We start from the raw sequence: 25779 nt of genomic DNA on the forward strand, positions 1-25779 counted from the left end.
GAAGTGATCAAGTAACGATATTAAGCAGGACATAATGCATATCCCAGTCCACGATGCGTATGAATGACATCGATGCTAGCGTCGACCGTCGCCAACTGCTTACGAATCGACTTGATGTGGCTGTCTATCGTCCGCGCTAAACGATGATCTGGATAGTCACTGACCGCATTTAAAAGTTGCTCTCGGCTAAAGACTTGATTGGGAGCCTGCAATAAGGTTAATAAAATTTTGCGCTCTGTATTACTAAGCTCAAGCTTTTGCCCTTGCCATATTAATGAATAATTCAGCGGTTGGTAATGCCAAATACCAGATTGACAGTCAAAGGTTAAGGCCTGACCGGACAGGTTATTAGAAAATGTATCATTAACGGTATTGTCAGTAGATGTGGTATGAATAACTGACGGCTGAGAAAGTAATTGGTCACGTCGCCAAATGGCTTTTAAACGGGCGACCAGCTCTCTAGGACTGAAAGGCTTAGCACAATAATCATCTCCGCCCATCTCTAGACCTAAGATACGATCGACTTCATCACTACGAGCCGTCAAAAACACAATAGGGATATCTTTTAGAGCATCAATATCAGTGGTATGGCGTATTTGTTGACATAAACTCAATCCGTCACCATCTGGCAACCCCACATCTAAAATAATCGCGGATAGATCCCTTGCTTCATTACTGTGTAGCATCGGCAGCACGCTACTGGCATTGTCTAGCCACGTAATATCCCAACCTTCACGCTTGCAAGTAACTTTCAACGACATGGCAATAGCCGGATCGTCTTCTACCAATAAAATATGGGGGCAAGTACTCATAATAAACGCACTGTGACTAAAGTATGCGATCATCCTAGCATAGTTTATAATCCAGCTGATAAATGGCAATTACCAATACGATGGAAAATTGATGAAAAAAATTGGGAGGCAAAACAGGTAAATACGCCCAAACAATCAGAGTACAGTGGCGCTTGGTATCAGATGGTCTTGCTGCCCATTGTCACTAACGAGTATGATCCGGCTATAAAGTGATAGCTTGTCAGAATCAGCATTAAAAAAGACCCTCTTAGGTTTGCTAAGACGGTCTTTTGGTTAAGGTACTATAATATACTCTCGGTGGTATAGGTATCTTGATGGTATAGGTATCTTGATGGTATAACTGCTAGGTTAAGCCTTTGCAGTTGGCATAGTAACTGACGGGTGCTGGCCAATCTGAAAAGATACCTTTGACGCCAACGTCTTGTGCCAGTACATCAATATAGGTCATCATATCGCCATCATTATTGATCGCATCATTCAGACCATCATAGTACCAGCCCCCGCCATTTGCTAGTGGGCCTGATCGCTCAAGTGACCATGTGAGGATCTCCAGCCCATTAGCTTTGGCTTGTATAGCAAATTCAGAAGGTGACATATTGCCATTGCCATCGCTTGTGACCAGTAACCAAGAGGCTGGAGCAATGATGTTGATGCCTCGTGCTTTAATATCGGCTAAGGAGTGCTTCCATGTGGTCGGGTTGTTTTTATCAAACAAGGTGCCCAACGCCGTTTCATTGCTATCATCAATTAAATACACAGCATTGGCGCCAAAGCTTGGCTCATTGCGAAGCCAATAGTCTATATCTTCGATATTAAACGATTGCGGGTATACGTCGCTAGGTGCAACACCCGCCGCCTTATAGGTATCAATCAGCTGCTGACGATAATCATCTAAGCTATAGCCATTAAATGGCATGGGTACAGCAGGCGCTTTTAGCTCAGGGGTATGCTTCATGCCCAAACTGCTGGCAAGTGCAATGTGTTCTTTTAAGGTCAATAGTTTTCCATTTTGTGAATACAAATCTGTTCGCCACGGTGCGGTTGCATTCATATAACCGCTAATAGTTGTGGCTTGAGTGTTGGCGGCATCCATTTTTCCCTTGAGGGTTTGAAAATTATTTAAACTGATGTCTGAGGTTCGACATTCAATATCTGCCGCATTGGTAAGCATACCATTGGCGTCTATTATAGGCGGTACAGTACACTGACCAGCAAGCGGGGTTGCTACAATATTAGTCGTGGTATGCAAATCATTCTGTGCGTGACGGCAAACCAGCTCACCATCTTTGGTGAATGCTACATCACATTCTAATATGCCTGCTCCCATCTGTGCGGAGGCAATGTAGCCATCATAGGTATGTTCAGGGAACTGTAAGGGTGCCCCGCGATGAGCAATAGAAAAGTCTGTTTTGCTGGGCTGCTGATCTCCGCAAGCCAAAAGCTCGTCCTTGAGCGCACCCTCATCCATGTCATTGACCAGATAGAATGGACGAACCCCATAAGTATAAATCATAGACTGAGACGGCTCAGTGATTGGCGGCATGGTAGGTGGTACGGTAGTTACGATGTTGTCATCTTCTTTGCACGCTATTAACAGAACACTGCTGACAAGCATGAGCGGTAAAAGAAGTTTTTTTGTTGGATTGCTTTTACAAGCGCCTTGATAACGCGTCGCCACTGAATTATTTAATATTGTCATGTAAACTGTCCTCGAAAAAAGGGCAAAATGAGAAGTAAGGTCTGTCTGTTAGTAGTACCACGCTTAACTTAGCAAATTATGTTTAAGAAATGATGACAACTACAGAGACATTGCGTTTTGACTTTATTTATTTTTCAAATATCAATAACCATTAAGGATAAAATATGAGTAACTGTTTAGAGGCTGTTATTGTTGAGCATAACCCATCACAAAAAAAGATAGATAGAGCCGTCATTTGGCTTCACGGTTTGGGCGCCAGTGGTCATGATTTTGAGCCAGTCGTACCGCAGCTCGGTTTAGCTAATGATATGGCCGTGCGTTTTGTCTTTCCGCATGCGCCTAAGCGTGCAGTAACCGTCAATGGCGGTATGGTAATGCCAGCATGGTATGACATTTTAGAGATGAGTCTTGAACGCAAAGTCGATACCGCTCAGATTGAAGAGTCTTCTCAGCAAATACAGGATTTGATTCGCCGTGAGATTGAACAGGGTGTCGCGCCTGAACACATCGTCATCGCAGGATTTTCACAGGGCGGGGCAGTGGCGTATCATGTGGCCTTGGGCTATCCAGAGCGCTTGGCAGGATTAATGACGCTCTCTACTTATCTGGCAACCAATGATAATATCGACTATAGCGCTGCTAATAAAAACATGCCGATTTTGATTGAACATGGCACTCACGACCCAGTGGTTCCTGTGATTTTGGGTGAGCAAGCGCATCAGTTACTTTCTGAGAAAGGATATGATGTTAAATATAATACTTACCCGATGGCACATCAGGTCTGTATGCCACAAATTCAGAATATTGGTAAATGGCTAAATAACGTTTTGGCTTAAACAACTGAGCTGTAACATAATGTAATGCCGCTGCCTTATAGGTTGAAATTCAGCATATAAGTGCTATATAATAATCGACCTTATTGGGGATGTTCTGGCTTCGACGCTGGTGATGAAACTCAATGATGCATGTCGAGAGTATATGTCCTCTCGTTAATCAAACATATATTGTTATAGTCGCAAACGACGAAAATTACGCTCTAGCAGCTTAAACCCTGTTTACTTGGTTGCTGATCACCTACAGTTGGTCAACTAAGTTGAAGCGTCCGCATGTAGGCTCGCCACAAGGGATTGTCTCAATCGCTTGGGTTCAAAAGTAGAGAATCGGCTAATCCATCCTGACTGTCGGATCGGTGCAGACTAAAATCAAAGACAGAAACTAAACATGTAGATTCATGAGCGTAATGCTGGCGGACGCGGGTTCAACTCCCGCCATCTCCACCAAATATTAAAAATCCGATTACTTAATGTGGTCGGATTTTTTTTGGTTTGGTTTTGAGAATTGATAATGAATATACAATCGAGATAAAAATTAGAAAGGGCAATCTACGGATTCTCCGTTAGCTAAAAAAGATTTCTGTTTAAAATTGGAAGCTTTGTATTTAAAACAGAAGAACCCAATATAGTTAAGATGCGAGGTTTTCCGTTGGTTGGAGTGGTTGTTGGTAGGGCGACTTAGCTCCTAACCACAGCCTTCAAAATAACGAATATGTGGATTATAGTTAAGACTCATACTTGATACTTCTCCATCTGCAGTATCATAGCGCATGCCTGTTTTTTTGGAGCTATCAGTCCAATAGATAAATATAGGGTCGTCAGTATGTGGACTATCCAATATTTCATCAGGTTGCTTGTCATGTAACTTCAGAACAGTTTCAACAGTATCACCAATCTTTACACCTGTATAAGATCTAAACGATATTTCATCAGGATTACCAAAACTACTAATACTAACGCCAGTCAATACGTTATCAAAAAATTGAAAATATAGTGAATGCTGGTACTTAGGATATTCGTTTGAAGTAGTTAAAAAACAATTATCAATACCTTCTAACTGACTACTTAGTTTATCAAATCGATTTAAAGTAAATTTTTCTCCAAGAACAATTTTGCCAACACCTTCTTTATTTATAATATATCTCTTCTGATCAGAAATTATAGATTGATTTGGTTGAATTTTTTCAAATCCTTCTTGTAACTTACTACCAATTATTTCATTAGAAGAAAAGTCAAAATCTTTTTGCTTCTCAAGATCACCAAGGTGTAACCAACCTTGCTTTGAGCCTTTCAAATAAGAAACTTTGATCCAGTTGTCAACAACCATTAAAGGTTCGACTTCATCACCTTTAATAAAATATGAAGAAGTCGCAGAGTTAATATTAGGTTGTTTGTAAATATGGGCTTTTTTTACACTAACAACATATGTTGAAATTGAACTCTTAACACTAATGCTTTCTGGATCATCTCCTAAATTACTAATTATTCTTTCATTTTTTTTAATGCGCTCAAAACATTCTTCTCTACGAGATAGTTTATAAAAACTACAAATAGCAGTTGCGTATTTCTGACCTTTTATAATTTTCGTTGAATTTAAATCGTACGCCAGAAGCCTTTGAAGTTCAGTAGTATGTAGTTCAGTAGCTGTCATTAGACAGAGTGTGTTTTCAGTTAGAGCAATACTACCTCTTGAAGAATCAATGGGGAACTCGTTATCACATTTGTCTACAATATATTGATGCCAAATACTTTCTAGTAACTCTAAAGATTTATCAAAATTATTAGGATTTTTTTTCCTTAATTCTAACTGAACTAGGTTCAGTTGTTCTTGTGTCATTTGATATTCATTTTTAACATTGCTTTCAATGTCATTCATACTTATAGTAGACTTCTTGTCATCGATTTTAATATGATTATCAGTATCGTTTGCGAGTTTTTTGTTGATGTCTATATAATCTGAGCACGAAACTACTAAGAGAGATGCTAAAATTAGTTGGTATATTTTCATAATATCGCTCATAAATTAATGATTACTATGTTTCTTTAGACCTTCTTCAAAATAACTTGCTTCTTGATCCCTACGCGATAATAAACCTCGAACGCCTGACTTGTTTTTCCATATTTTTTCATTGATCTGAACTCATTAGGTATTTTACTCAAATAGCCCTTATTCAAGTGAGCTACAATATTAATCATTTCAGTTCTCGAATCTATCTTCTTGAGACTCGAACCTCTGTTATAAACCAAAGAAACCAAAGAACCTTGGCAGTCTGGATGAAGGTATACTATTTGAGGGTAAATTTTAACGGTTCGTTCTGCATAATCTGGAATAAGTTCTTCAAACATTCTCAAGGCTGAATTTTCAGAAATTGATATGTGTTTAACTTTGCTTAATTTGTTCTTAGCTTTTTGGCTACTATATAGTAAGGGCTTTATAAAAGTAGCACAGTCCTTTCAAAACAAGTGAAAAATAAAAAGATTATGACTTACTCAGTAGACTTTCGTGCTCAAGTGATTAAAAGTGCCGAACAACAAGGCATTAGTATCAGGCAAGCTTGTACATTTTATGACATTAGTAAGGCCACGTTACAGAATTGGCTTAAAGATCCTAGTATCAAACTAACTCGCAATAAACCACCCCGTAAAATACCTAATGAAGTGCTATTAAAAGACGTTGAACAGTATCCATACGATTACCTGTACGAGAGAGCAAAGCGTTTTGGCTGTAGCAAGTCAGGCATCGAGGCCGCTTTAAAACGCCTTAGCATCAGTCAAAAAAAAGAGCTTAGAGCATCCAAAATCCTGTCCGATAAAAAGAGCAATATATCAGAGTAAGCTTAATAGTTTCATGCAGCAAGGCTACCCCATTATTTACATGGACGAAAGTGGCTTTGAGTGCGACATCATCAGACCCTATGGCTATGTACCGATAGGTAAGCCTTGTATCAACCGTTACAACTGGCAAGGCAAAAAACGAACCAACGTCATTGGTGCTCTCTATGAAAAGATACTGTTTGCACTAAATTACTTTGATAAAAATATCAATGGTGACATATTCTACGATTGGTGCAAATACACACTAATTCCAAGCTTAAAAACATCATGCGTGATCGTCATGGATAATGCCAGCTTTCATAAACGCGTTCAAAGATTACTCAATAGACATGGTCATTGTCTGTTATTTCTACCACCTTACAGCCCTGATCTAAATCCTGAGCGAGGATAAGGCAAAACAATGCTTTGCCCGAGCGCAAGACGAGAGCTGTGCTCGAGTGGGAAAAGAAATGGGCACAGGTAAAGTTTCTACGCCAAGGATGGATGGAGAATAATTTAGACAAACTGTTCCATGATATGGGTTGTACTAATTTTAGTATGGACTGACTATATTATTTACAATTAGAAATTACTTTTGAGTTAAATTTTTTGCTATACCTTTCAAAATTCTTCTTTAAATTAAATTGAGTTTCTCTAGAGTCGTCTATAACATTGTCATAATGTATATTATCCTTAGTAAAAATTTTATTTTCTGTCGAAAAAAATAAATTTCTTTCAAGATCTACTATTATCTTTTTTTAAAAACTAGCAGATCTTCGTATCCTCCAAAACCAGACTCACTATATAATGTAACTAATGAAAGGCATTATTCATTGTTTAGTTTAAATATTTCAATAGTTTGGTTAAAAGTGGATCCATCATCAGGAGAAGCTTCAAATCTATCATTTAATTTTTTCATAGAATGAGAGTCTATATCTATTTTAACACCAAAAACGAACTGATTTATTACCCTATCAGTTAGATTTTTAGAATAAGTACTAAAGTTTGCAAATGCAGATCCTAAAAAAGCAATTGCAAATAAAGCTGTTAATTTTTATTTTGTTTCCATATTTTATTAACTCTAGTTAATAGTTTTAATATCTAATTTTATTAATTGAGGTTTCAAGCTTCGCCGATTTTGACCATTTGGATGTAGTTCAAAATATGGATAATCAGGTTTTTTTTCATCTCCACCAAAAAATAATAAAGGATTAACAGCCTATGACTGTTAATCCTTTATTTTGCGCGTTTTTTAGAAATTATAGTTTACATAAAATTATGGCTAACAGAATGAATGTTAGTATTTAATATTACAAATAGGAATAGATACAATATCTATTTTAATTGACTTACATCTTGAAAATATATAACGTTTTCACTAGAACATTCATAGTAAAAGTGAAAGCCTACAGCCATATTTTTTTCAAAAAATTCGTCAGCTACTTCTTCATATTTTTTTATATAATTTTCGCAATCGACCTTGTAACCACCATTTGTGCGTATAAATTTGATATTTTCATGAGTAGGTATTTGGTTACCCTCTAATAGGCTACCTATTTCTAGCAAACCAGACTGATTAGCTAAAGTATTAAGTTTATTGTTTATATTAGCATTGTCGTAACTTCCCATATAGTCTGAACCCATGACTTGCTTAATAGATTCGATTTCAAAAGTTAAGTCTGCTGCGTTGATTTCTTTCATTTGTGACCAAGATCCAACTGCTCTGTAGTCTTCATCTAGAAACTGTAAACTATAAAGGTAGTAAGTATTATCCTTAACTAATAAGTAGTACGTAGCTTCGTTTGAATCCTGATTTTTAGATAGAAAATATTTCCCATCAATTTTTTCAGGATTAAAACTTTTGCAAGTTTTGTCTGAACTACATTTCTTATTAGAAAAGTAAATACCTGTTGGAATACCTGTATCTGCGTCTATGCCTGCGTCTATGCCTGTGTCGATATCTGAGGATGATCGAACAGTATTTGTTTCTAACTTTAAGTTTATGCCATTGCCATTATGGACATCATCTGTAGGAAGCTGAACAGTGGTGTCGCCACAAGCTTGTACAGCTAAAATAACCAATAAGAGTAGGGTTTTTTTCATAAAATATAGCTTCTTATCTATTGAGGTATTTCGAGATGAAAAGCTGGTTCAGCTTTGTCTCTTAAAGGAGATATAAAACTTGAAAGCTTACCCTGTTTAAGAGCTGCATCACAGATTTCTTGAAATCTTTTCTTTTGCGCATTAGTAGTAAATCCATTACTATTAACACCCAAATCAATGATATTCTTTTTAGCATAAGTATCGAAACTAACACAATGCTTCGATACTCTCTGACCTTTTTTATCGTATTCTAAAATCTTAGATACCATATTTTTAAGGGTTTGACTTTTGCCCAATCCTTTTTTTATACCGCTTTGGCAGATACGAGTTACTTCTGCTCCTGGTGGAGCATATCCAATCACTTTACCAGCAGCAATATTATTGTACATTGCACTAGCTTGTTCTTCAGGGGTTCTTAATGTGCTCGTTATATATATTGTTTTCATTCCATATTGAGAAGCAAGTTCACGCAGAATATTTTTAGATTTTTCAGTAACAACATTGGTTCTCTGTGTCTTAAATTTAATCTCAATATTTGATATTTTAGGCTTCTTGGCCTTATAAATATAAGCAACACTGTTTTTATCATTGTTAGCGATAATAGTACCTTTTTTAATTTCTTTGCCATTTTCATTAACTAACACTGCAATACTGACACCCACATCTGAGTCATGCGTTCTTCCTCTTGTACCGTCATTACCCGTTACTGAAAGGTTTTTGCCATATAGAGTAGATTGAGTCCAATATGAAAGCCCTGATAATGGTTTATTCGTGGCTTCATCTAAAAACTTAATGGTAATTCTTGCTTTATCTGTTGTGACCTCATGTGTTGGCCCTGTTGGAGTTATTTTATCATTGCGTATAACGTTACCTTTGTCAGTAGCACTTATATTATTCGGTTTTTGCGAGGAAGAGGGTGAACTAGAGGGTACATTACTAGTAGTACTAGAATCTTCAATTAGCTTGTCAGTACTGTATGTCCATTCAGTTGCACCGTCAGTGACAATATTTCTCGTAAATTTATTTGCTGCTACATGAATGATCTTTAGTTCCTGTCCCGCCAGTGCTTTTACAGTGGCTATGCCTCTAGCATTCGCTTTTTTGGTTTCAGAAGTTCGACCGCGATAAACGGTTTTAAATTGATAGTTAGATATAGGTTTTTTACTTTTATCAACAAATTTCAGTTGCAGCGTAACGACAGGAACCTTTAATACTTTGGTCTGTCCATTTAAGTCTCCCGTGACAGGGAATGCCATGCTATAAATAGATTGTTTCTTGCCACCGTCATCGTCAAGGTAGACGCCAATAGATTGGTTAATATCAGCTTTTAGACCTGATTCAACACCTGAATTGTCAGTTTTATGCGGTTTAATATTGTTTTTATATTCAAGGTAATAGGTTGTATTCGGTATGGGTTTCCCTGTGTCACCTTCGATTAGTTTTATGTTAAAGACGACTTCACTCTCTATATCTTTTTTATTAGTATTAGATTGTTTACTACCATCAACTTCGGTTTTTTGACTGCCATTTTCCTTTTCATTAGTTACATGTTTAACTGTTTCCGTCACGAACTTGTCATTAGTAATATTGACTTCAATCGCTAATTTTCTTTTATTAGTGCCTGAATATGAAAACTCTTTATTATCAAGATTAAAATTTATTGAACCATTGAGATTAGAGGTTATTCCTTCTATGATGCCTTTGCTATTAGTTTTTTTATCAATATAATCATTATTGTCAGTTTTTATGAGAACCCTAGTGTTTGCTAATAGCTCACCGCTTACACCTTTTCTAAATATAGCTGCAGTGATTGCACAGTTTGCTTTTTCTTCTGCACGTGCTATAGCTTTTCTCATAGTTGGACCAAAAACTCCTAAAAGTAATTCAGCATAAATTAACTCGCCAGTCTTTTCGTCTGCGTGTGTAGCATATCCTGCATCTTCAAGAGCTTGTGCTTCTTTTTCAAAATTTCCTATAATACCTTGGCTAAATAATTTAGAGTATCTAGGATTTCTTTTCAAAAAGTCAACTCTGTCGTAGATAGCTTCTTCTAGCGAGTCAAAAACAGGAAACTTAGAGTTCTCGTATCTACCACTACTTTTTTTCCCCTCCCATACTCTGAAAGTCTTAGTTCTCCCTTTCCACTTACTATCGAGTTTGATATTAAAAATATTATTAGTACCGGATAAGACTTTTTCACCCCATCCTGTCTCTTGAGCTGCCTGTGCTAACATAGTTTTCCAAGACATTCCTGTCTCGAATGAAACTTTTCTAATAGGACAGTAAATGTCAACGATAAAATTTAATTTATCTTCGTAAGTATAACTCATAGTATGTTTACACTAAATTTTTGATCGAAAGATGAAGTTATGTTTTCATTATCTTCTTTTTTATCTTTACACTTAATATTTATAGTTGAATTAGATGTATTTAAAAAATTACCCTTTGAATGATCAGGCATACAGCTCCAAGCTTGATTCAAGTATTTCTTTGAAATGAAATCATTATTTTTATATAAATAAGTAGATAAAGTCATTTGTGCAACTGACTCTGCAGGATGATTTCGGTCTAATCCTATAATAATTAAACCTTCATTGGTATTTAAGCAACCTACAACAATAGATTGCCAAAAATGATCAGGATCAGGTTCAAACTTAACCATTTTTCCCATATGGTTAAAATAACTTATCCGCCCTGGTATGCTATCGTCAAAAACAGATTTAAACTGACATTCTGAATTTACTTCCAACGATTTTTCATTTTTCATTTCTAGGTTAGGAGCAGGATTTCGAACATTGCATCCGAATAGAATGAGTGCAGCAATTAATATTGAGCAACTCTGAAAATTTAGTTTAAAGTTAGCAACCACAGTCTTCATCTTCGTATCTATCTCCAAAATTTTCGTCAAGATCTAAATCATCAATATTTATCTCTCTAATATTAACCGCATCAAGCTCTAACTCAACTTTCTCAGCTTTATCCCCAAACACTCTTAATGTCTGACCCTCTTCATCAAGCTGTCCCTCGATCTCTGTACCTCTTGTATGATTAATAATCTTATAGCTAATACCTTGGTCTATTAAATCTTGAGGGATAAGTTTTTTTAAATCAAAAGCTTTACTGAATAACCCAGACTTAACCAAAGAAATCAATGGCGCGTTAACTTTACCTCCACCCACCAACGCTTTCTTCACCGCCTTAATCTTAATCGTCCCTGGGCACACAAGCTTAATCCCGCTGTCATCTATCGTAATCGAAGCCCCACCTGACGTTTGTAGCTTAATTCGCTTAGGACTCGACACATTCACCTGTCCCGACTCACTGCCAATTGTCATACCTTGTTGACTATGCAATTGCAGCTCACCACCTTGCGCTTGTATCGCGAGTGGTTCTCTGTTCGCACTGATATGTAGTCCTGACTGATCGGCCTGACCACCAACCCCAGCTAACGACTCAATGCTGTCTGCCATCAGAGCAAAGTTACCCGCTATCACATCCGACTGCGTGCTGGCTGATTGCCGTACGATAGTCTTTGCCGTCCATAGTGTGTTGGTTCCTGAAGCGAGAATACTGTCTTTACTTACCAGTAGCACATCGGGTGCACCCAACACTTCCGTATTGAGTGTCTCATCTATCACTTGGGCTGTGATCTTAAAAGCCACTATCGATTGATTGGTGCTACTGAGTGCTCGCGTAGATTGCAGATGAGCTTGTTTGGCCTCAATAAACGTCCCATTTAACTCAGCGCCCAGTTTAAGTTGCTGCTGCCCCGCATCATTGACCCAAGCAGACTCATGCTCTGACTGTGAGTGTCTTAATCCAAAGGTGGAGAGTAGAACGCCAGACTTACCACTGATCTGTAGTCCATGGTCGGTTGCGACATTGATACCCTGACCACTGTCATTTGATTGATGATTGCTGTAGCGATGACGCAGTACACCAAGCTCTAATACATGCTCATCAGGGGCGAAGGTGGCGGTATCTGTACTGGCCGGATTTTGAGCATTGGCATGTGATTCGGTATTCACTGTCCATTGGAGTCCGACTTTGTTTGGTGTATCGTCAAAGCTGAATGTGACCTCAGACTCAGAGCTAAGCCCGTACTGAGCGATACCTGATAGCCAGACGCTGTGGCTATCATCATCACTGATTTGCGAATGACCGAGGCCACCACCATGCCATCGAGGTGATGATCCGCCTTGTACGTTGTGTCGATTTGATAATCCAGCATCACGAGTAGTAATATCTTTCTCATCCACATCACCCATACCGATACCGTCATACAGGGAGCGGCTGATAACGGGACTGTCTATATCGCCGTACCAGTGGTTGAGCAGAACAGACTGTCCGATGCGCGGGGAAAACTGCCAACCATGAGTGCTACCCGATGAGAGTTGTAATGATCGTAGGGGCGAAGTAGTGCCATCGTCATGATCACTGATGCCTGACCAAACAGGAGTGGTGATGGTTTGTTGTAGGTTGTCATCGGTGACACTCGAGTGGTAGCTTGAGGGAACGGACACACCAGTACGGGCTTGGGTGAGACCTTGATAAGTGCTGCTAACCAATGACAGATGGCTTGGATATGGACAGTAAGGAATTGAGGAATCTAATAGGGTAGATGATACCCAGATGCCCGTATCACGAGCGATGTCGTAGGCGTGTTGGGGGATAGAAGCCGCATTGATGTTCGTCAGATTACGTTGGGTGTGCTGTACAGTGCGCTCTAACCATTCTTTAATAAATACCTGATGATGATAAGACACGCTATCGTTATCGGGTTCGATGCCAACCGTCATCTTGGCTATACAATGAGTAGATAGACTGCCAATAGAGGGTAGATTATTGATGCCGACAAGACTGCCAGCCATAAGACCACGCATGGTTCCACTGGCTTGATAGGTTTCTCGCTGACAATGATTTGCACATGCCCATTGCTTAGCAAGCTGGGCGGCGGCCTCATCGCTGTTTACTCGAGAAGGGGCAGCGAATAATACAGTTATATCTTCTATCGCGAAGGGCGACTCATCTATCGCTTGACCTTCATAGATGGTATCAGCGGCTAAACCGTCTGCCCGTACGATGACTGTACGACTACCGAATTGCTTCGCATTCATTTGTAGCGTATTGACACTGTCTTGACCTGACTGCACCGAAGATTGTGCGTAGCTGTAGTTTAGTGGTGCTAGTTCGGTTTCATTCAAACCACTAATCAGCCACCACGTGCCAAGATCATCAATAGAATCACCTGATACCCACAAGGTAGATACCCCAATATCAGCGAGCAGTCCAGTGATAAAGTCATAGTCACTGACATCTGACTGAGTCCGCATCGGTAATGATACAGACAAGCGATCTGATGACAATAGAGTTTCAGAAACCTGCCATTTCAGATCATAGTCGCCAAGGATAGTAGTAACGATATCAAGCGCAGATTGATTGATAAAACTGCGAGTATTTACAGCCTGAGTCAGTTGCCAGTCGGGACTAGCGATATCCAAGGTATAGAAGTGCATAGCCCCATCTGAATGCTGATAGCTTATGCCTCGTATCAGCCCGTTATGACAGGTAGGAGTACGATCAACTGATAGCGTGCTCAAACATATAGGCGAGCCAATTAAAGACAAACAATCGTTCGATTCAATTAAAATATAAGCAAACACTAGTATATTAAAATTTTCAGTTTTATTAACAGCACTTGTTCCAAAAAATGCAACTGGATAAAAGGTACTTTTGCCTAAATACTTGGTATTAACGGTTATTTTATGTAGACGGGTGGTCTGATAAGGCATAATTTAGGTACCGTTACAGCTTGTTTTATACCAAAGAAATGGCTTGAATGGGATGACTTGTAAATTATTTACTAAGAAAATTATAGAGTTTATTGAAATATTGTCAAGTATATGTATAATCGTTAAAAATAATTTATGATATAAAACGAACTTTAGTTAATATTTTTCATCTAACATTCAGTTTTTACATTTTTAGTGATGACACTATACCCATGAACCATATTTATCGCATCAATCTTGCCTCATCAGGCCTGCTAATAGTTATGCTTAATACAGCCTTATTGATAGCTGGTTGTAGCGCGATCACCAAAGAAAATAAGCAAAACACACTAAGTCAGGCAACAGTCAGACAGTTGAGTGAGCCGTCGATTGCATATTTGTCTAATGCTAATGAGACAGATAATACCAATCCACACAATCTTGAAACGTGGATAACCATCGCCCAAAAAAACTACGACTCAAAGCGTTATGCACGAGCATTAAGAGCAGCAAATGAAGCTTTGAGCATTGACAATGAAAGGGTTGATGCGCGTCAGATTGCCATGCTCTCAGCTGTCAAAGTAATGGAGAGCAATATTGATGTTTATCACAACGATGCATTGATGGATAACGGTGTTAAGGCGACATTTAAGGAAACGTTGACTAGTATTACAACGTTAGTTAATACGTCCAATTAAAACAATTTTGAGCAGACAGATGCATTTATCTCATACTAATAATGGCGAGCGCCGATTTACGATGACCAATATTAAAAGCAATATCAGAGCCAGTTTTCAGCTACCTAAAACTGTTTTGGCGGGTCTTTTCGTTATGGTCGCAGCGATGAGTACAGCGCATAGTGAGCTTGTCATACAAGAAAAAGATCCAAGTGCTAGCATCATTAATCAATTCAATACACTCAAAAATGCTGATGCAAAATCCCCACAACTGCATCAGTTTGTTACAGACTTGAATCAGAGGCTAGCTCTCAATCAAAATGACTCACTAGCATGGGAAGTTTTGGCGCAGATTTACTATAACCATGGCTATCATAGTTATGCTGTATACGCAGCCAGTGAAGCAATTGATCGAGGTCAAAACAATGATAAGCTAAACAAGATACTGCTAAATAGTAGTGCTATGGTCTCTCAAAGCCAGTTGCAATCAGGCTATTTGACAGACGAGGTTGATGCGGCATTTTTAAAAGAATATCAGTATGCCCTAAGTAAGATATATGGTGATATCTACGGATTTAATTACGATGAGTCTTTGCCGAAACCACCATCGCCTGTTGTAAAACCGAGAAGGGCTAAAACAACAAGTAGGCCAAAAGTTCAATATCGTTCCTCGGTAAAAAAACAAGCTAGCCCGACTAAAAGAAAAGCAACTGTAAAGCGACCGTCACGGCAAATACCGAAAACAAAGCCCGTCAATAAACCAGCTAAACCATCATCCCCCAGAAACAGCAACGCCAAATCCGCTGATCCATTCAGCATATTACGTTGAAAATAGAAACTGCTGAGGCAACTTATTATGGCAAATCAAGACAGTGTGCAAAAGAAACTCGCAAAGGTACGTGCTCCTCGGGTGCATCTTACTTATGACGTCGAAGTTGGTGATTCGATTGAAACGAAAGAAATTCCCTTCGTGGTTGGTGTGTTGGGAGAGTTTTCAGGAGATTCCACCCTTGAACAACCGCGCTTTAAAGACAAAAAGTTTGTCGAAGTAGATTTGGATACCTTTGACGAGGTGATGTCAGGCTTAGCACCGCGTGCCGCCTTCCGTGTTAGAAATGATTTGAGCGATAAAGGTGGGGAATTTGCGGTTGATCTTGCGTTCAATAGTATCAATGATTTTCGTCCCGAAGCTGTTGCTGAACAGATTGAACCACTAAAACAATTGGTACAAGCACGCGATCGTTTGGCGGATTTACGCAATAAAATCTCAGCCAATGAAAAGCTTGAAGACTTATTGGACGATGTGCTCAAAAACACAGAGCAGGTCAAAAAAATGGCAGAACAAAACCAAACTGATGGTGAGGATTAAACGATGAGTGCCCAAGCCCAGCAGAACCTAGCAACTGATTCGTTAAATAGTGAAAGCTATGACTTACTAGAAGAAATCGTTAATAAAAGCAACGTGGCTAAGTCCGATGATGAAAAGAATCGAGCAAAATCACAAATCGCTGAGCTGGCGAATGAAGTGATGCAAGGGACAGTGACGTTATCAGATAATTTGGCTGCATCGATTGACGCGCGTATTGCACAGATTGATGCCCTGATATCTAAGCAGTTGACCACAGTTATGCATGCTCCTGAATTTCAGAAATTAGAATCTAGTTGGCGCGGTCTACACTATCTATGCAGTCAAACGCCATCGGAATCCATGCTAAAAATACGCATGATGAATACTACCAAACGTGAGCTTACCAAAGATTTTCAATCTTCAATTGATTTCGATCAAAGCACATTGTTCAAAAAAATCTACGAAGAAGAGTTTGGTAGCTTCGGTGGTGAGCCATATGCGGCTATCGTTGGTGATTTTGAATTTACCCGTCAAAACTCTGATATGTATCTACTTGAGCAATTGTCTCATGTTGCTGCTGCTTCTCATGCACCTTTTGTATCAGCGGCCTCCGCTGAGATGTTTGGGCTTGATTCATTTACTGACATCGGTCGTCCTCGGGATCTTTCAAAAATCTTTGAAACGGCTGAGTATATACGCTGGCGTGCATTTAGACAGTCAGAAGACGCCCGCTATGTTGCGCTTACGGTGCCTAGTTTCTTAGGTCGACTGCCTTATAACCCTAAAGACGGAACCGTGGTTGAAGGCTTTAACTTCACTGAGGAAGTCTCTGGTAATGATCATAGTGACTATCTATGGGTAAACGCTGCTTATGCCTTTGCTTCACGTTTGACTTCAGCTTTCTCTGATTATCGTTGGTGTGCTGCTATTCGTGGTGTTGAAGGGGGCGGCTTGGTAGAAGGTTTGCCTGTTCATACCTTTAAGACAGATGAAGGAGACTTGGCGCTCAAGTGTCCAACGGAGATATCTATTACCGATCGCCGCGAAAAAGAATTAAGCGATTTAGGCTTCATCCCACTAGTCCATTGCAAAAACACCAATTATGCGGCTTTCTTTGGCGCCCAGTCCGTTCAAAAAGCCAAAACGTATCAGAACGATGATGCCAATGCCAATGCTGTGCTGTCTACTCAGCTCCAATATATTATGGCCGTGTCACGTATCGCCCATTATCTAAAAGCAATGATGCGCGATAAGGTTGGTAGTTTCTTAGCGCCGGGTAATGTTGAGTCGTTTTTGAATGACTGGATTTCTCGTTACGTCTTGCTAGATGATGGAGCCTCACAAGAAGCAAAAGCCCAATACCCACTGCGCGAAGCTTCTGTACAAGTTGTAGAAGTACCAGGTAAGCCTGGTGTCTACAAGTCAGTGGTCTTTTTAAGACCACACTTTCAACTTGATGAGTTGTCTGTTTCTTTGCGGCTGGTCACTCAACTGCCGCAGTCTAGCAACAGCTGATCGTTTCTTAAAATCCAATGTTAATCCTTCTAAAATAAGGTATGTGATATGAAAGATATTTATATTCAGTTCCGCGGTAAATACAAAATCGATGGAGAGTCTCGTGATAGCGAGCATAAAGGTTGGCTTGAAGTAAATACATGGGATCATTTGATCCGTCAGCCAAAGTCAGCGACAGCAAGTAGCGTGGGCGGTCATACTTCTGAGCGTTGTGAACATGCTGACATGACGTTTATGAAAGACTTGGATTCTACTAGCCCTAAATTATGGGAAGCGTGTTCTGCTGGCTATACTTTTGATGAGATCCAAATTGATTTTTATCGTGCCAATGGTGATAAGCGTGTTAAATATCTTGAAATAAAACTTAAACATGCGCTTATCGCTAGTGTTGAGCCTACTGTACGTTCAGAAGGCGTACCAATCGAAAAAGTCGGCATCAAATATGCTGCCGTTGAGTGGACTTATACGCAGCAAGACATCGATGGTACTGCTAAAGGCGCTGTCACTAAAAAGTGGTCGCTCGCCAACAACACTGCCACTTATACCGCCTAAGGTAGTGATTTCAGGTGTTCTTTATTCATTGAACCAAGAAAGAAAGGTTTGTAGCTAGGCCTTTCTTTTTTACTTTATTAAATGGGCATGATTTTATCAATGAACTACGCTGCCAAAGACATGGGTTTTCGCCCGAACTTATTCGAACAGCTATTCGATGATCAGCCTCGTCATTTAGCACAGGAACTCGTGGTGCGTCGTCTCAATATTGACGAATTAAAATCTTCGGTCGCACAAGATTTAGAGTCTTTGTTAAACACGCGCTGTGTGGTGTCTAATAAGTTGCAGTCCTACCAACATGTACGCTCATCAATATTGAATTTTGGCATATTGGACTTTGTGGGACTCAGCAGTGCCAACCCTACTGACTGTGACTATATTTGCCAACAAATTGCCCAAACCGTTGAACAACAAGACACACGGTTAAAAAACGTTCGAGTATCGCTAGATATTGGCGCCGTTGATGTCAATCAGCTTTGTTTCTCTATTGAAGCTTTGCTAAAGGTTTACCCAGCCCAAGAACTGGTCAGTTTCGATGCGTTCTTTGAGCCAAGCTCTCAACGTTACTTAATAAAATAACCAATATCGCTGCTCAATCGATAGCGATAACTATATTGAGGCATCATGGATAGTCTACTTCCTTATTTTGAGCATGAGCTTAGCCTGTTTAATAAACAGTCAAAAGAGTTTGCCAAAAAATATCCAAAGATAGCCAACCGACTATTGATGGGACACGATACCGTAGACGATCCACATATTGAGCGGTTGATACAGGCTTTTTCGCTGATTAGTGCACGTATTAATAAAAAACTAGACGATTCATACGCCGATTTTACAGAGTCTTTATTGGAAGTGGTTTATCCCGATTATCTCAAACCTTTTCCCTCTGTCTCTATCGCCCAGTTTAATTTGGGCGTACAGGGCAATGCGATGAGTAAGGCCGTCTTAGTCCCTAAGCAAAGTACGTTTGCCACCCAAAAAATAAATGGTACGCCTTGCCAATTCCAATCAACCCAAGACGTTACTTTGCTACCGCTACAGATAGATAGCGTCAGCTTTGAGACACGTCAAGAAGTATACGACAATCAGCATGGACTGCTCAACGGCTGTATTAGCATTAAGGTCAAAGGTCTTAATCCCAGCTTTGATTATCAGGCATTATTGAATCATCCGTTAGATCTGTATATAGATGAAGATGCCAGTCAAGGTACCAGTCTATGGGATTTGTTGGGCTGTGATATTAGGCAAACTCATGTTCATGGCAGACAAGTCAATAAGGTAGCGGGTAGTCCGTTTGAGATTATAGGCTTTGACCCTGAGCAGCAAATCCTCCCTAGCCATCGAGTGAGCAACGCTGCCTCTGCTTTATTAAAAGAATACTTTTATTTTCCAGAGAAATTTAACTTTCTACGCCTGAATCTTGGGCATGCTTGCCCTGATTTAAAAATTGATAGTAGTGGTTTTGAGATTCGCTGCTATTTTAAATTTGATAAAAAAAATACCATCCGTCTTAAAAATTTGCAGCAACTGAGTGCCAGCAGTATCAAGCTTTTTTGTACGCCTGTCATAAACCTATTCAAGGCCGCAGCCAAGCCGATTCAAGTGACCCATCGTTCTATCTATTATGATTTGGTGCCCGATACCCGTGCGCTTTTTCAATATGAAATCTATGAAGTTCAAAAAGTCATAGAGTCCAAACAAAGCGACAGTCGTTTGTTACAGCGTGAGTATCATCCGTTTTATGCCCTCAATCACTATGAGCAGCAAGATGAGGGTCGTTATTATCATGTCAAACGTGATAGGGATATGGCTGAGTTTAAGCAGGGTTTCGAATATCAGATTATGTTTGTAGAAAAAAACCGTGAAGACTTATCAGGTTCGGTGAGCATGAGCGCTTCTTTGTTGTGTACCAATAGAGACTTGCCTGCCCAAGTAGTATTTGGTCAAAGTCGCGGTGATCTGTTTAGTGAAGGAATGACGGGTTTTAGTAGTCTGTCACTGTTAAAACAGCCAACCAGAACGGCACGGTTTGAATACACAGGTGAAGAGCGCTGGCGCTTGATCTCACTGATTAGCCTGAATTTTTTATCACTTGCCGCCCAAGACGCTGAACTCATGAAAGAGTATTTGTCGCTATATGACATTACGCAATCTGCTTCTAACAAACTACTGGTTGAAGGGATTATTTCTGTGGCGACCAGTATTGAGGCGCGCCGTATCCAGCGCTTACCGCAACCTGGGTTCGTGCGTGGTACGGTGATTGATATTCATATTAACCAAAAGAATTTTGCGGGGGTCAGTATTCGCCAGTTTGCCTATTTATTGGCTCACGTTTTTGGCTATCACGCCAGCTTAAATAGCTTTGTTGAGGTTGCCATCAGCGATGCAGTAACCAAAGAGGAGATATATAGATGTCAGCCACGCAGTGGTCTCAGTCCTCTTATTTAACCGATCTCATCGCGGCGCCGCAAGCCTATGAGCTATTGCAAGCGCTACGCTTAATTCAGCATGAAGTTAGCATGGGGCATGCGGCTATTGAGGTGCGTTACCGTGCCTCTTTGTCATTGGCTTATCCGCAAGCGGAAATTGAGTCGATGGCGCTCATTGCCCAAGATAATATGGACGACAATGCTAGTCAGGTGAAAGTCAGACAAATAGAAGTTTATCCAGCCGTAATTGGACTGACAGGGCCACTGTCTGCTTTGCCCGCGATGTATACCGATTATCTGGCATCGCGAGTTCACCACTCAAAAGATAAAGCGGCACCGGCATTTTTAGATTTATTTAATCATCGTTTGACAGATTTGTATGTGCAGGCAAGCTGGTTTTATAACCTGCCATTACAGTATGAGTTAAACCATAAAAAGGACAGCTACCTGCTTAGCTTGCGAGCGCTGGCGCGGCAGCCTAAAAAGCTAACGGCAATCGATAGCTTGATTGCTTATGCTGGCATGATTGCACCAGGGCGTCTGACCGCAGATCAATTGTCGCATGTATTGTCACATTTTTTGGACAGTATGGTGAGTGTTCAGCAGTTTGTGCCTGAATGGTTTGATTTACCGGCATCTGAGCAAACAGCGCTTGGTGGACAGCATGCAGTACTTGGAGTCTCCGCATTTTGTGGCGCGCGTGCCGTACAGTTCGATAGCAAAATTAGAATCGTATTTCACCAGTTGGATGCCAAACGTTATCTTAGGTTGTTGCCCAAAGGGGATATGTATCAAGTCATCATTGATTTCATTCGTAAATGGTGCGGTGTGTGCTTGGCAGTCGAGATGCAGCTGGAGCTGGATAAGCAATATATTACCCCTTTGTCATTGTCTGAAAGTAATTTTGGCGGTTTGGGGCAAGGTGGGTTTTTGGTGTCGCAACCCGCTACTGCGAATCATGATGACACCCGTTATGCGCTTCCTATTCAGTAGCACAACATTTTATATGTAAAGCTTATAAATAATTTTGAGTTTAATAAGAATGCCAAAGGAAAAGAGTTATGAGCCAGTTAAAAGCCGTTATTACTCGCTTGAGCCCAAGTTGCCGACAGTGTTTGCAGCAGGCAGCTCGGCTCTGTATTGATAAAGGACACCGCGAAGTAGATATCATCCATTTGCTGCATGAACTCATTGCCACCCCGCATAATGATGTCGCTCAAATATTAAAAGTCAATAAGATCATTCAGCCTTCATTACTGTCAGAGATAACAAATCTATTAGAGCATTTTGGTCAAGCAACAGGCTCAACCCCTGTGTTCAGTGAGCGGTTGATGGCATTGCTCGAAGATGCGTGGGAACTGGCAAGTAGCCAATATGGTCAGAGTGATGATAAAAATGTCTCGTTAGAAATCCGCTCTGGATATATATTGCTGGTGCTTTTAACTTATGAACGTTATCAGCCTTTACTGAACGCCCTCCCTGAGCAATTACAATATATTGATCGTTTTACCTTAAAAGACGACTATCAGCGTCAGTGCCATGGTAGTACAGAAGGTAGTAGCTCCACCAATATCAATAAAAGCGCCAATAACGCCACGAAGTATAAAACAAATAGTACAAACAATAATGAGTCTATAGACACAGAACAATCAACCACGCAGCCAACCCCCGCCTTAGATAAATATACTTATGACTTGACGGCCAAAGCCGATGATGGGCAAATAGATCCGGTCATTGGCCGTGAGTTTGAGATTCATCAACTGATCGATATTTTAATTCGCCGTCGCCAAAACAATCCTATCTTAACGGGGGAGGCGGGTGTCGGTAAAACGGCGGTAGTCGAAGGTTTGGCACAAAAAATAGTGGCCGGTCAGGTGCCTGATCAACTCAAAGAGGTGACGATACGCAGTCTTGATATGGGATTGCTACAAGCAGGCGCAAGCGTCAAAGGTGAGTTTGAAAACCGCTTAAAGCAAGTGATCGAAGAAGTACAAGCCTCCGTACAGCCGATTATTTTATTCATTGATGAAGCACATACACTCATTGGCGCAGGCGGGCAGGCGGGTCAAAATGACGCGGCCAATTTGCTTAAACCTGCGCTGGCTCGTGGAGAGCTGCGAACAATTGCTGCCACCACTTGGTCTGAGTATAAAAAGTACTTCGAAAAAGATGCAGCGCTGTCACGTCGCTTCCAAGTCGTCAAAGTCGATGAACCTGATATCGATACGGCAGTGGCAATGATTCGCGGCTTGAGCGCCAAAATGCAGGAACATTTCGGTATTTTGATAGATGATGATGCGCTGCAAGCAGCCGTTGAACTATCCGCCCGTTATATCAGTGATAGACAGCTCCCTGATAAAGCTGTGAGTGTATTGGATACTGCTGCTGCACGTGTGAGTTTATCAAAGACAGCCATGCCCAATCAGTTGGACAAATTAAAAGCAAAAGGTATGCAGTTAGAGCAGCATGTCACTAGTCTCAGTCAGCAGCTTGAGCGTATCGGCGGTACTGATGAAAAAGAAAAAGTAAGCCAGCAAATTGCTGTGCTCGATGAGCAGCGTCAATCTAATCAACAAAGCATCATTGATATGACCGCTCGTTGGCAGGAGCAACGCAAGCTTAACGATCAACTTGATGCAATCAATGAGCAGTTAAATGGCAAGCTTGATGCTTCCGATACATTGAGTGCAAAGGAGCGCTTAGACAAACAAGCAGAGTATCAAAATATTGAGCAGTCATTAAAACAGGTTCAAGAAGCGCAGCGTCTCATTCATGCGGTACTAGATCGGCAGGTGATCAAACAGATCATCTCAGATTGGACAGGTATTCCGCTTACCGATATGGCGGGTGATGAAAAAAACCACATATTGACCTTGGCTGATACCTTGCAAGCGCGCGTCATTGGACAAGATCATTCTGTTGAGGCTATTGTCAAACGTATTCATACGGCAAAAGCACGTCTAGATGATCCCAATCGTCCGCAAGGCGTGTTTATGCTCGTAGGGCCAAGCGGTGTGGGTAAGACAGAAACGGCATTGGCGCTGTCCGAAGTATTGTATGGCGGTGAGCGTAACCTTATTACGATTAACCTCTCAGAATATCAAGAAGCTCATAGCGTCGCGTCCTTAAAAGGCTCGCCACCAGGCTATGTTGGCTATGGTGAAGGCGGGGTGTTGACGGAAGCGATTCGCCGTCGTCCTTATAGTGTGCTGTTACTTGACGAAGTAGAAAAGGCGCATCCCGATGTATTGGATTTGTTTTATCAGGTGTTTGATAAAGGAATAATGGAAGACAGCGAAGGTCGTTTAATTGATTTTAAAAACACCCTTATCTTATTGACCAGTAATATTGGCTCCTCCGCGATTATGCAGCAGTGTATCAATACGGATCCTAATAATAGAAACTTTAGCCTACCAGACAGTGACAGTTTGAGACAGGCAATCAATCCGCATTTGCACAAAGCTTTTAAACCCGCATTTTTAGGTCGTCTAACGGTGATTCCTTATTATCCGCTGACTGATGACGCGCTTGCAGAAATTATTCGCCTGAAGCTGGATAAAATTACGAGCCGTATTCGTAACAATTACGACGTGCCTTGTATCATCGATCCTGAAGTAATTGAACTGGTTTTATCTCGTTGTCATGAAGTGGACTCTGGTGCACGTAACGCCGACGCCATTATCAGTCATACGCTACTGCCACAGCTGGCAAGTCAGTTACTTGCTCATAATGACAGTCAAAGCGTGCTAAAGAAGATTACCGTATTCGTGGATGCGGACGATAATTTTGCTTATCGTCTGGACTGCAATTCCATTGTAGCGCTTAACCAAATGGCACAATGTAGTGAAGGCCATAGTGAAGAAGATATCAATCAAACATCCACCTATCAGGGTGAAAATAAGCAGACTCCAAATAATCAGAATATCACTGCGCCAGTTTCAGCCAAAAAGCCAGTTAGCAAAAAATCGACCAAAGAACCATCAGCCAAAAAAGCAAACCGCAAAAAATCTGTTAAGGAGGTATCACTATAATGAGTATTGATAACTCTTTAATGACCAATATTGATACTCTTATCGCTCCTATTGATGGCAGCCATCATGGCGTTGGTGAAGACTTAATCTTTGACCCACGTATGGATGCCATCGTTGCTGCCCGTCAGGAGGATGATCCACTATTGGCGCAAGGCAATTGGGTCACTGAGCTAAAAATTGCTGATTGGGACTTTGTGAAAAATCAATGTGCCGATTTACTCAGTCATACCAGTAAAGATATGAAGTTGGCACTTTGGTATGTCGATGCGTTGAGTCATACCGATCATTTAGCGGGTATTGGTCATGGACTCCTCCTGTTACAGGCACTCAATGAAGAATATTGGCTCACTATGTATCCACCGTTAGATGGTGAAGAAGACAGTATGGATATCAGGGCAGGGCTGCTTTCATGGTTCGTTAAAGCACTTACTGATGATATCAAGCAGCTGTCGCTCGCTGACACGAAGACGCAAAAATATAATTATAATTATTATCTAACCGCTCGCGATCATGATAAGCAGCGTCAGCAAAACCCCGATGGTGAAATGCACAATCAACTCATACTGAGTGACTACAATCATGCCATAAAAAACAGTAGCGAGTTTTGGCAACAAGCGCTCATGACAAACCTCAATACTATTACAGAACAATGGCAGACACTCACCGACCAACTAAATAGTCTTATGGGTATGGATGCGCCAGTGTTTGCGCCAGTAACCGATCTATTGGCAGCACTTAGTCAACATCTGCGCTCATTGCTCCCAGAGTCTGCTATTAATGAGAATGGTGCTGGCAAAGAGAATGCAGCTGACATGATGGACAACGAGAAGGTCACTTTGGACAACGATGGACAAGCCGCCAACACTATAAACACTACTTTGACCAGTTTTAATCCGAGCAATCGCGATCATCAAAGTAACCGCCAGCAAGCCCTTAAATTATTGAGTCAAATTCAAGACTACTTTGCGACCAATGAGCCGCACAGTCCAGTGACATTCTTACTCGGTCGGGCGATTGATTGGGCAGATATGCCACTGGATCAATGGCTCACCCATATCATTAAAAACGAAGACCAATTAGCAATGCTCTCTGACATGATTGGGATTCAGACCAAACGTGATTCATCTGACGATGGTTATTAATTGAACCAACTACAAACCAATGCTTGGTTAACTAGCAATTTATACACTATTTG

The 25779-nt window shown here is 40.6% G+C and carries 20 protein-coding genes and 1 other RNA gene; 14 read left to right on the forward strand and 7 right to left on the reverse strand.

Annotation, left to right across the window (positions count from 1 at the left end; all coding sequences use genetic code 11):
• Nucleotides 1-20 precede the first annotated feature (20 nt).
• The gene (locus tag JMY02_RS03125) at nt 21-812 is read right to left on the reverse strand and encodes a response regulator (protein ID WP_227678396.1); all 792 of its coding nucleotides are present in this window, start codon (nt 810-812) and stop codon (nt 21-23) included.
• 343 nt (nt 813-1155) lie between these two features.
• Nucleotides 1156-2511, reverse strand: a complete 1356-nt coding sequence (locus JMY02_RS03130; protein ID WP_201595072.1) for a glycerophosphodiester phosphodiesterase family protein — start codon at nt 2509-2511, stop codon at nt 1156-1158.
• Between the two features lie 164 nt (nt 2512-2675).
• Between JMY02_RS03130 and JMY02_RS03135 the strand changes: the two genes are divergently transcribed.
• Entirely contained in the window at nt 2676-3347 is a 672-nt protein-coding gene (locus JMY02_RS03135; protein ID WP_201595074.1) for an alpha/beta hydrolase, read from the forward strand.
• Nucleotides 3348-3432: 85 nt separating this feature from the next.
• Nucleotides 3433-3791, forward strand: a transfer-messenger RNA (tmRNA) gene (gene ssrA / locus JMY02_RS03140).
• A gap of 238 nt (nt 3792-4029) precedes the next feature.
• Here the strand turns inward: ssrA and JMY02_RS03145 are convergent.
• On the reverse strand, nt 4030-5352 hold the full coding sequence (locus JMY02_RS03145; RefSeq protein WP_227678397.1) for a hypothetical protein: 1323 nt from the start codon (nt 5350-5352) through the stop codon (nt 4030-4032).
• A 473-nt stretch (nt 5353-5825) separates the two neighbouring features.
• On the opposite strand from JMY02_RS03145, the gene JMY02_RS03150 reads away from it, so the two are divergent.
• Both JMY02_RS03150 and JMY02_RS03155 read left to right on the forward strand, forming a co-directional pair.
• Complete coding sequence (locus JMY02_RS03150; RefSeq protein ID WP_201595078.1) at nt 5826-6179, forward strand: IS630 transposase-related protein; 354 nt, start codon at nt 5826-5828, stop codon at nt 6177-6179.
• A gap of 13 nt (nt 6180-6192) precedes the next feature.
• The gene (locus JMY02_RS03155; RefSeq protein ID WP_201595080.1) at nt 6193-6570 is read left to right on the forward strand and encodes a transposase; all 378 of its coding nucleotides are present in this window, start codon (nt 6193-6195) and stop codon (nt 6568-6570) included.
• 923 nt (nt 6571-7493) lie between these two features.
• Here the strand turns inward: JMY02_RS03155 and JMY02_RS03160 are convergent.
• Genes JMY02_RS03160 through JMY02_RS03175 form a run of 4 tightly spaced genes read right to left on the reverse strand, consistent with a single transcriptional unit; the run spans nt 7494 to nt 14053 of the window.
• Nucleotides 7494-8261, reverse strand: coding sequence for a hypothetical protein (locus tag JMY02_RS03160; protein ID WP_201595082.1), 768 nt, complete (start codon nt 8259-8261; stop codon nt 7494-7496).
• A 17-nt stretch (nt 8262-8278) separates the two neighbouring features.
• The gene (locus JMY02_RS03165) at nt 8279-10591 is read right to left on the reverse strand and encodes a glycoside hydrolase family 73 protein (protein WP_227678398.1); all 2313 of its coding nucleotides are present in this window, start codon (nt 10589-10591) and stop codon (nt 8279-8281) included.
• Complete coding sequence (locus tag JMY02_RS03170; protein ID WP_201595086.1) at nt 10588-11139, reverse strand: hypothetical protein; 552 nt, start codon at nt 11137-11139, stop codon at nt 10588-10590. Before JMY02_RS03170 ends, JMY02_RS03165 begins: the two co-directional genes overlap by 4 nt.
• The gene (locus JMY02_RS03175) at nt 11120-14053 is read right to left on the reverse strand and encodes a DUF2345 domain-containing protein (protein WP_227678399.1); all 2934 of its coding nucleotides are present in this window, start codon (nt 14051-14053) and stop codon (nt 11120-11122) included. The genes JMY02_RS03170 and JMY02_RS03175 overlap by 20 nt, the downstream gene beginning before the upstream one ends.
• A gap of 212 nt (nt 14054-14265) precedes the next feature.
• Here JMY02_RS03175 and JMY02_RS03180 point away from each other — a divergent pair, with 212 nt between their 5' ends.
• The 10 genes from JMY02_RS03180 (at nt 14266) to tssA (ending at nt 25726) form a co-directional block, all read left to right on the forward strand.
• Nucleotides 14266-14730, forward strand: coding sequence for a hypothetical protein (locus JMY02_RS03180; RefSeq protein WP_201595090.1), 465 nt, complete (start codon nt 14266-14268; stop codon nt 14728-14730).
• Between the two features lie 19 nt (nt 14731-14749).
• The gene (locus tag JMY02_RS03185; protein ID WP_201595092.1) at nt 14750-15538 is read left to right on the forward strand and encodes a tetratricopeptide repeat protein; all 789 of its coding nucleotides are present in this window, start codon (nt 14750-14752) and stop codon (nt 15536-15538) included.
• Between the two features lie 27 nt (nt 15539-15565).
• Nucleotides 15566-16078, forward strand: coding sequence for a type VI secretion system contractile sheath small subunit (tssB, locus tag JMY02_RS03190; protein WP_201595094.1), 513 nt, complete (start codon nt 15566-15568; stop codon nt 16076-16078).
• 3 nt (nt 16079-16081) lie between these two features.
• Entirely contained in the window at nt 16082-17572 is a 1491-nt protein-coding gene (tssC, locus tag JMY02_RS03195) for a type VI secretion system contractile sheath large subunit (protein ID WP_201595096.1), read from the forward strand.
• Between the two features lie 48 nt (nt 17573-17620).
• A complete protein-coding gene (locus JMY02_RS03200; RefSeq protein ID WP_010199975.1) occupies nt 17621-18124 on the forward strand; it encodes an Hcp family type VI secretion system effector in 504 nt (167 codons plus the stop codon).
• A 99-nt stretch (nt 18125-18223) separates the two neighbouring features.
• Nucleotides 18224-18703: a type VI secretion system baseplate subunit TssE gene (gene tssE, locus JMY02_RS03205; RefSeq protein WP_201595098.1), complete on the forward strand. Its 480-nt coding sequence runs from the start codon at nt 18224-18226 to the stop codon at nt 18701-18703.
• A gap of 45 nt (nt 18704-18748) precedes the next feature.
• Entirely contained in the window at nt 18749-20572 is a 1824-nt protein-coding gene (tssF, locus tag JMY02_RS03210) for a type VI secretion system baseplate subunit TssF (protein WP_201595100.1), read from the forward strand.
• Nucleotides 20536-21546 carry a type VI secretion system baseplate subunit TssG gene (gene tssG / locus JMY02_RS03215; RefSeq protein ID WP_201595102.1) on the forward strand — a complete coding sequence of 337 codons (1011 nt, stop codon included), beginning with the start codon at nt 20536-20538 and terminating at the stop codon, nt 21544-21546. The genes tssF and tssG overlap by 37 nt, the downstream gene beginning before the upstream one ends.
• A gap of 68 nt (nt 21547-21614) precedes the next feature.
• Nucleotides 21615-24584, forward strand: a complete 2970-nt coding sequence (gene tssH / locus JMY02_RS03220) for a type VI secretion system ATPase TssH (protein WP_201595104.1) — start codon at nt 21615-21617, stop codon at nt 24582-24584.
• Nucleotides 24584-25726 carry a type VI secretion system protein TssA gene (gene tssA / locus JMY02_RS03225; protein WP_201595106.1) on the forward strand — a complete coding sequence of 381 codons (1143 nt, stop codon included), beginning with the start codon at nt 24584-24586 and terminating at the stop codon, nt 25724-25726. Before tssH ends, tssA begins: the two co-directional genes overlap by 1 nt.
• The last annotated feature ends 53 nt before the right edge of the window (nt 25727-25779 follow it).

Source organism: Psychrobacter vallis (assembly GCF_904846715.1).
GTDB lineage: Bacteria > Pseudomonadota > Gammaproteobacteria > Pseudomonadales > Moraxellaceae > Psychrobacter > Psychrobacter vallis.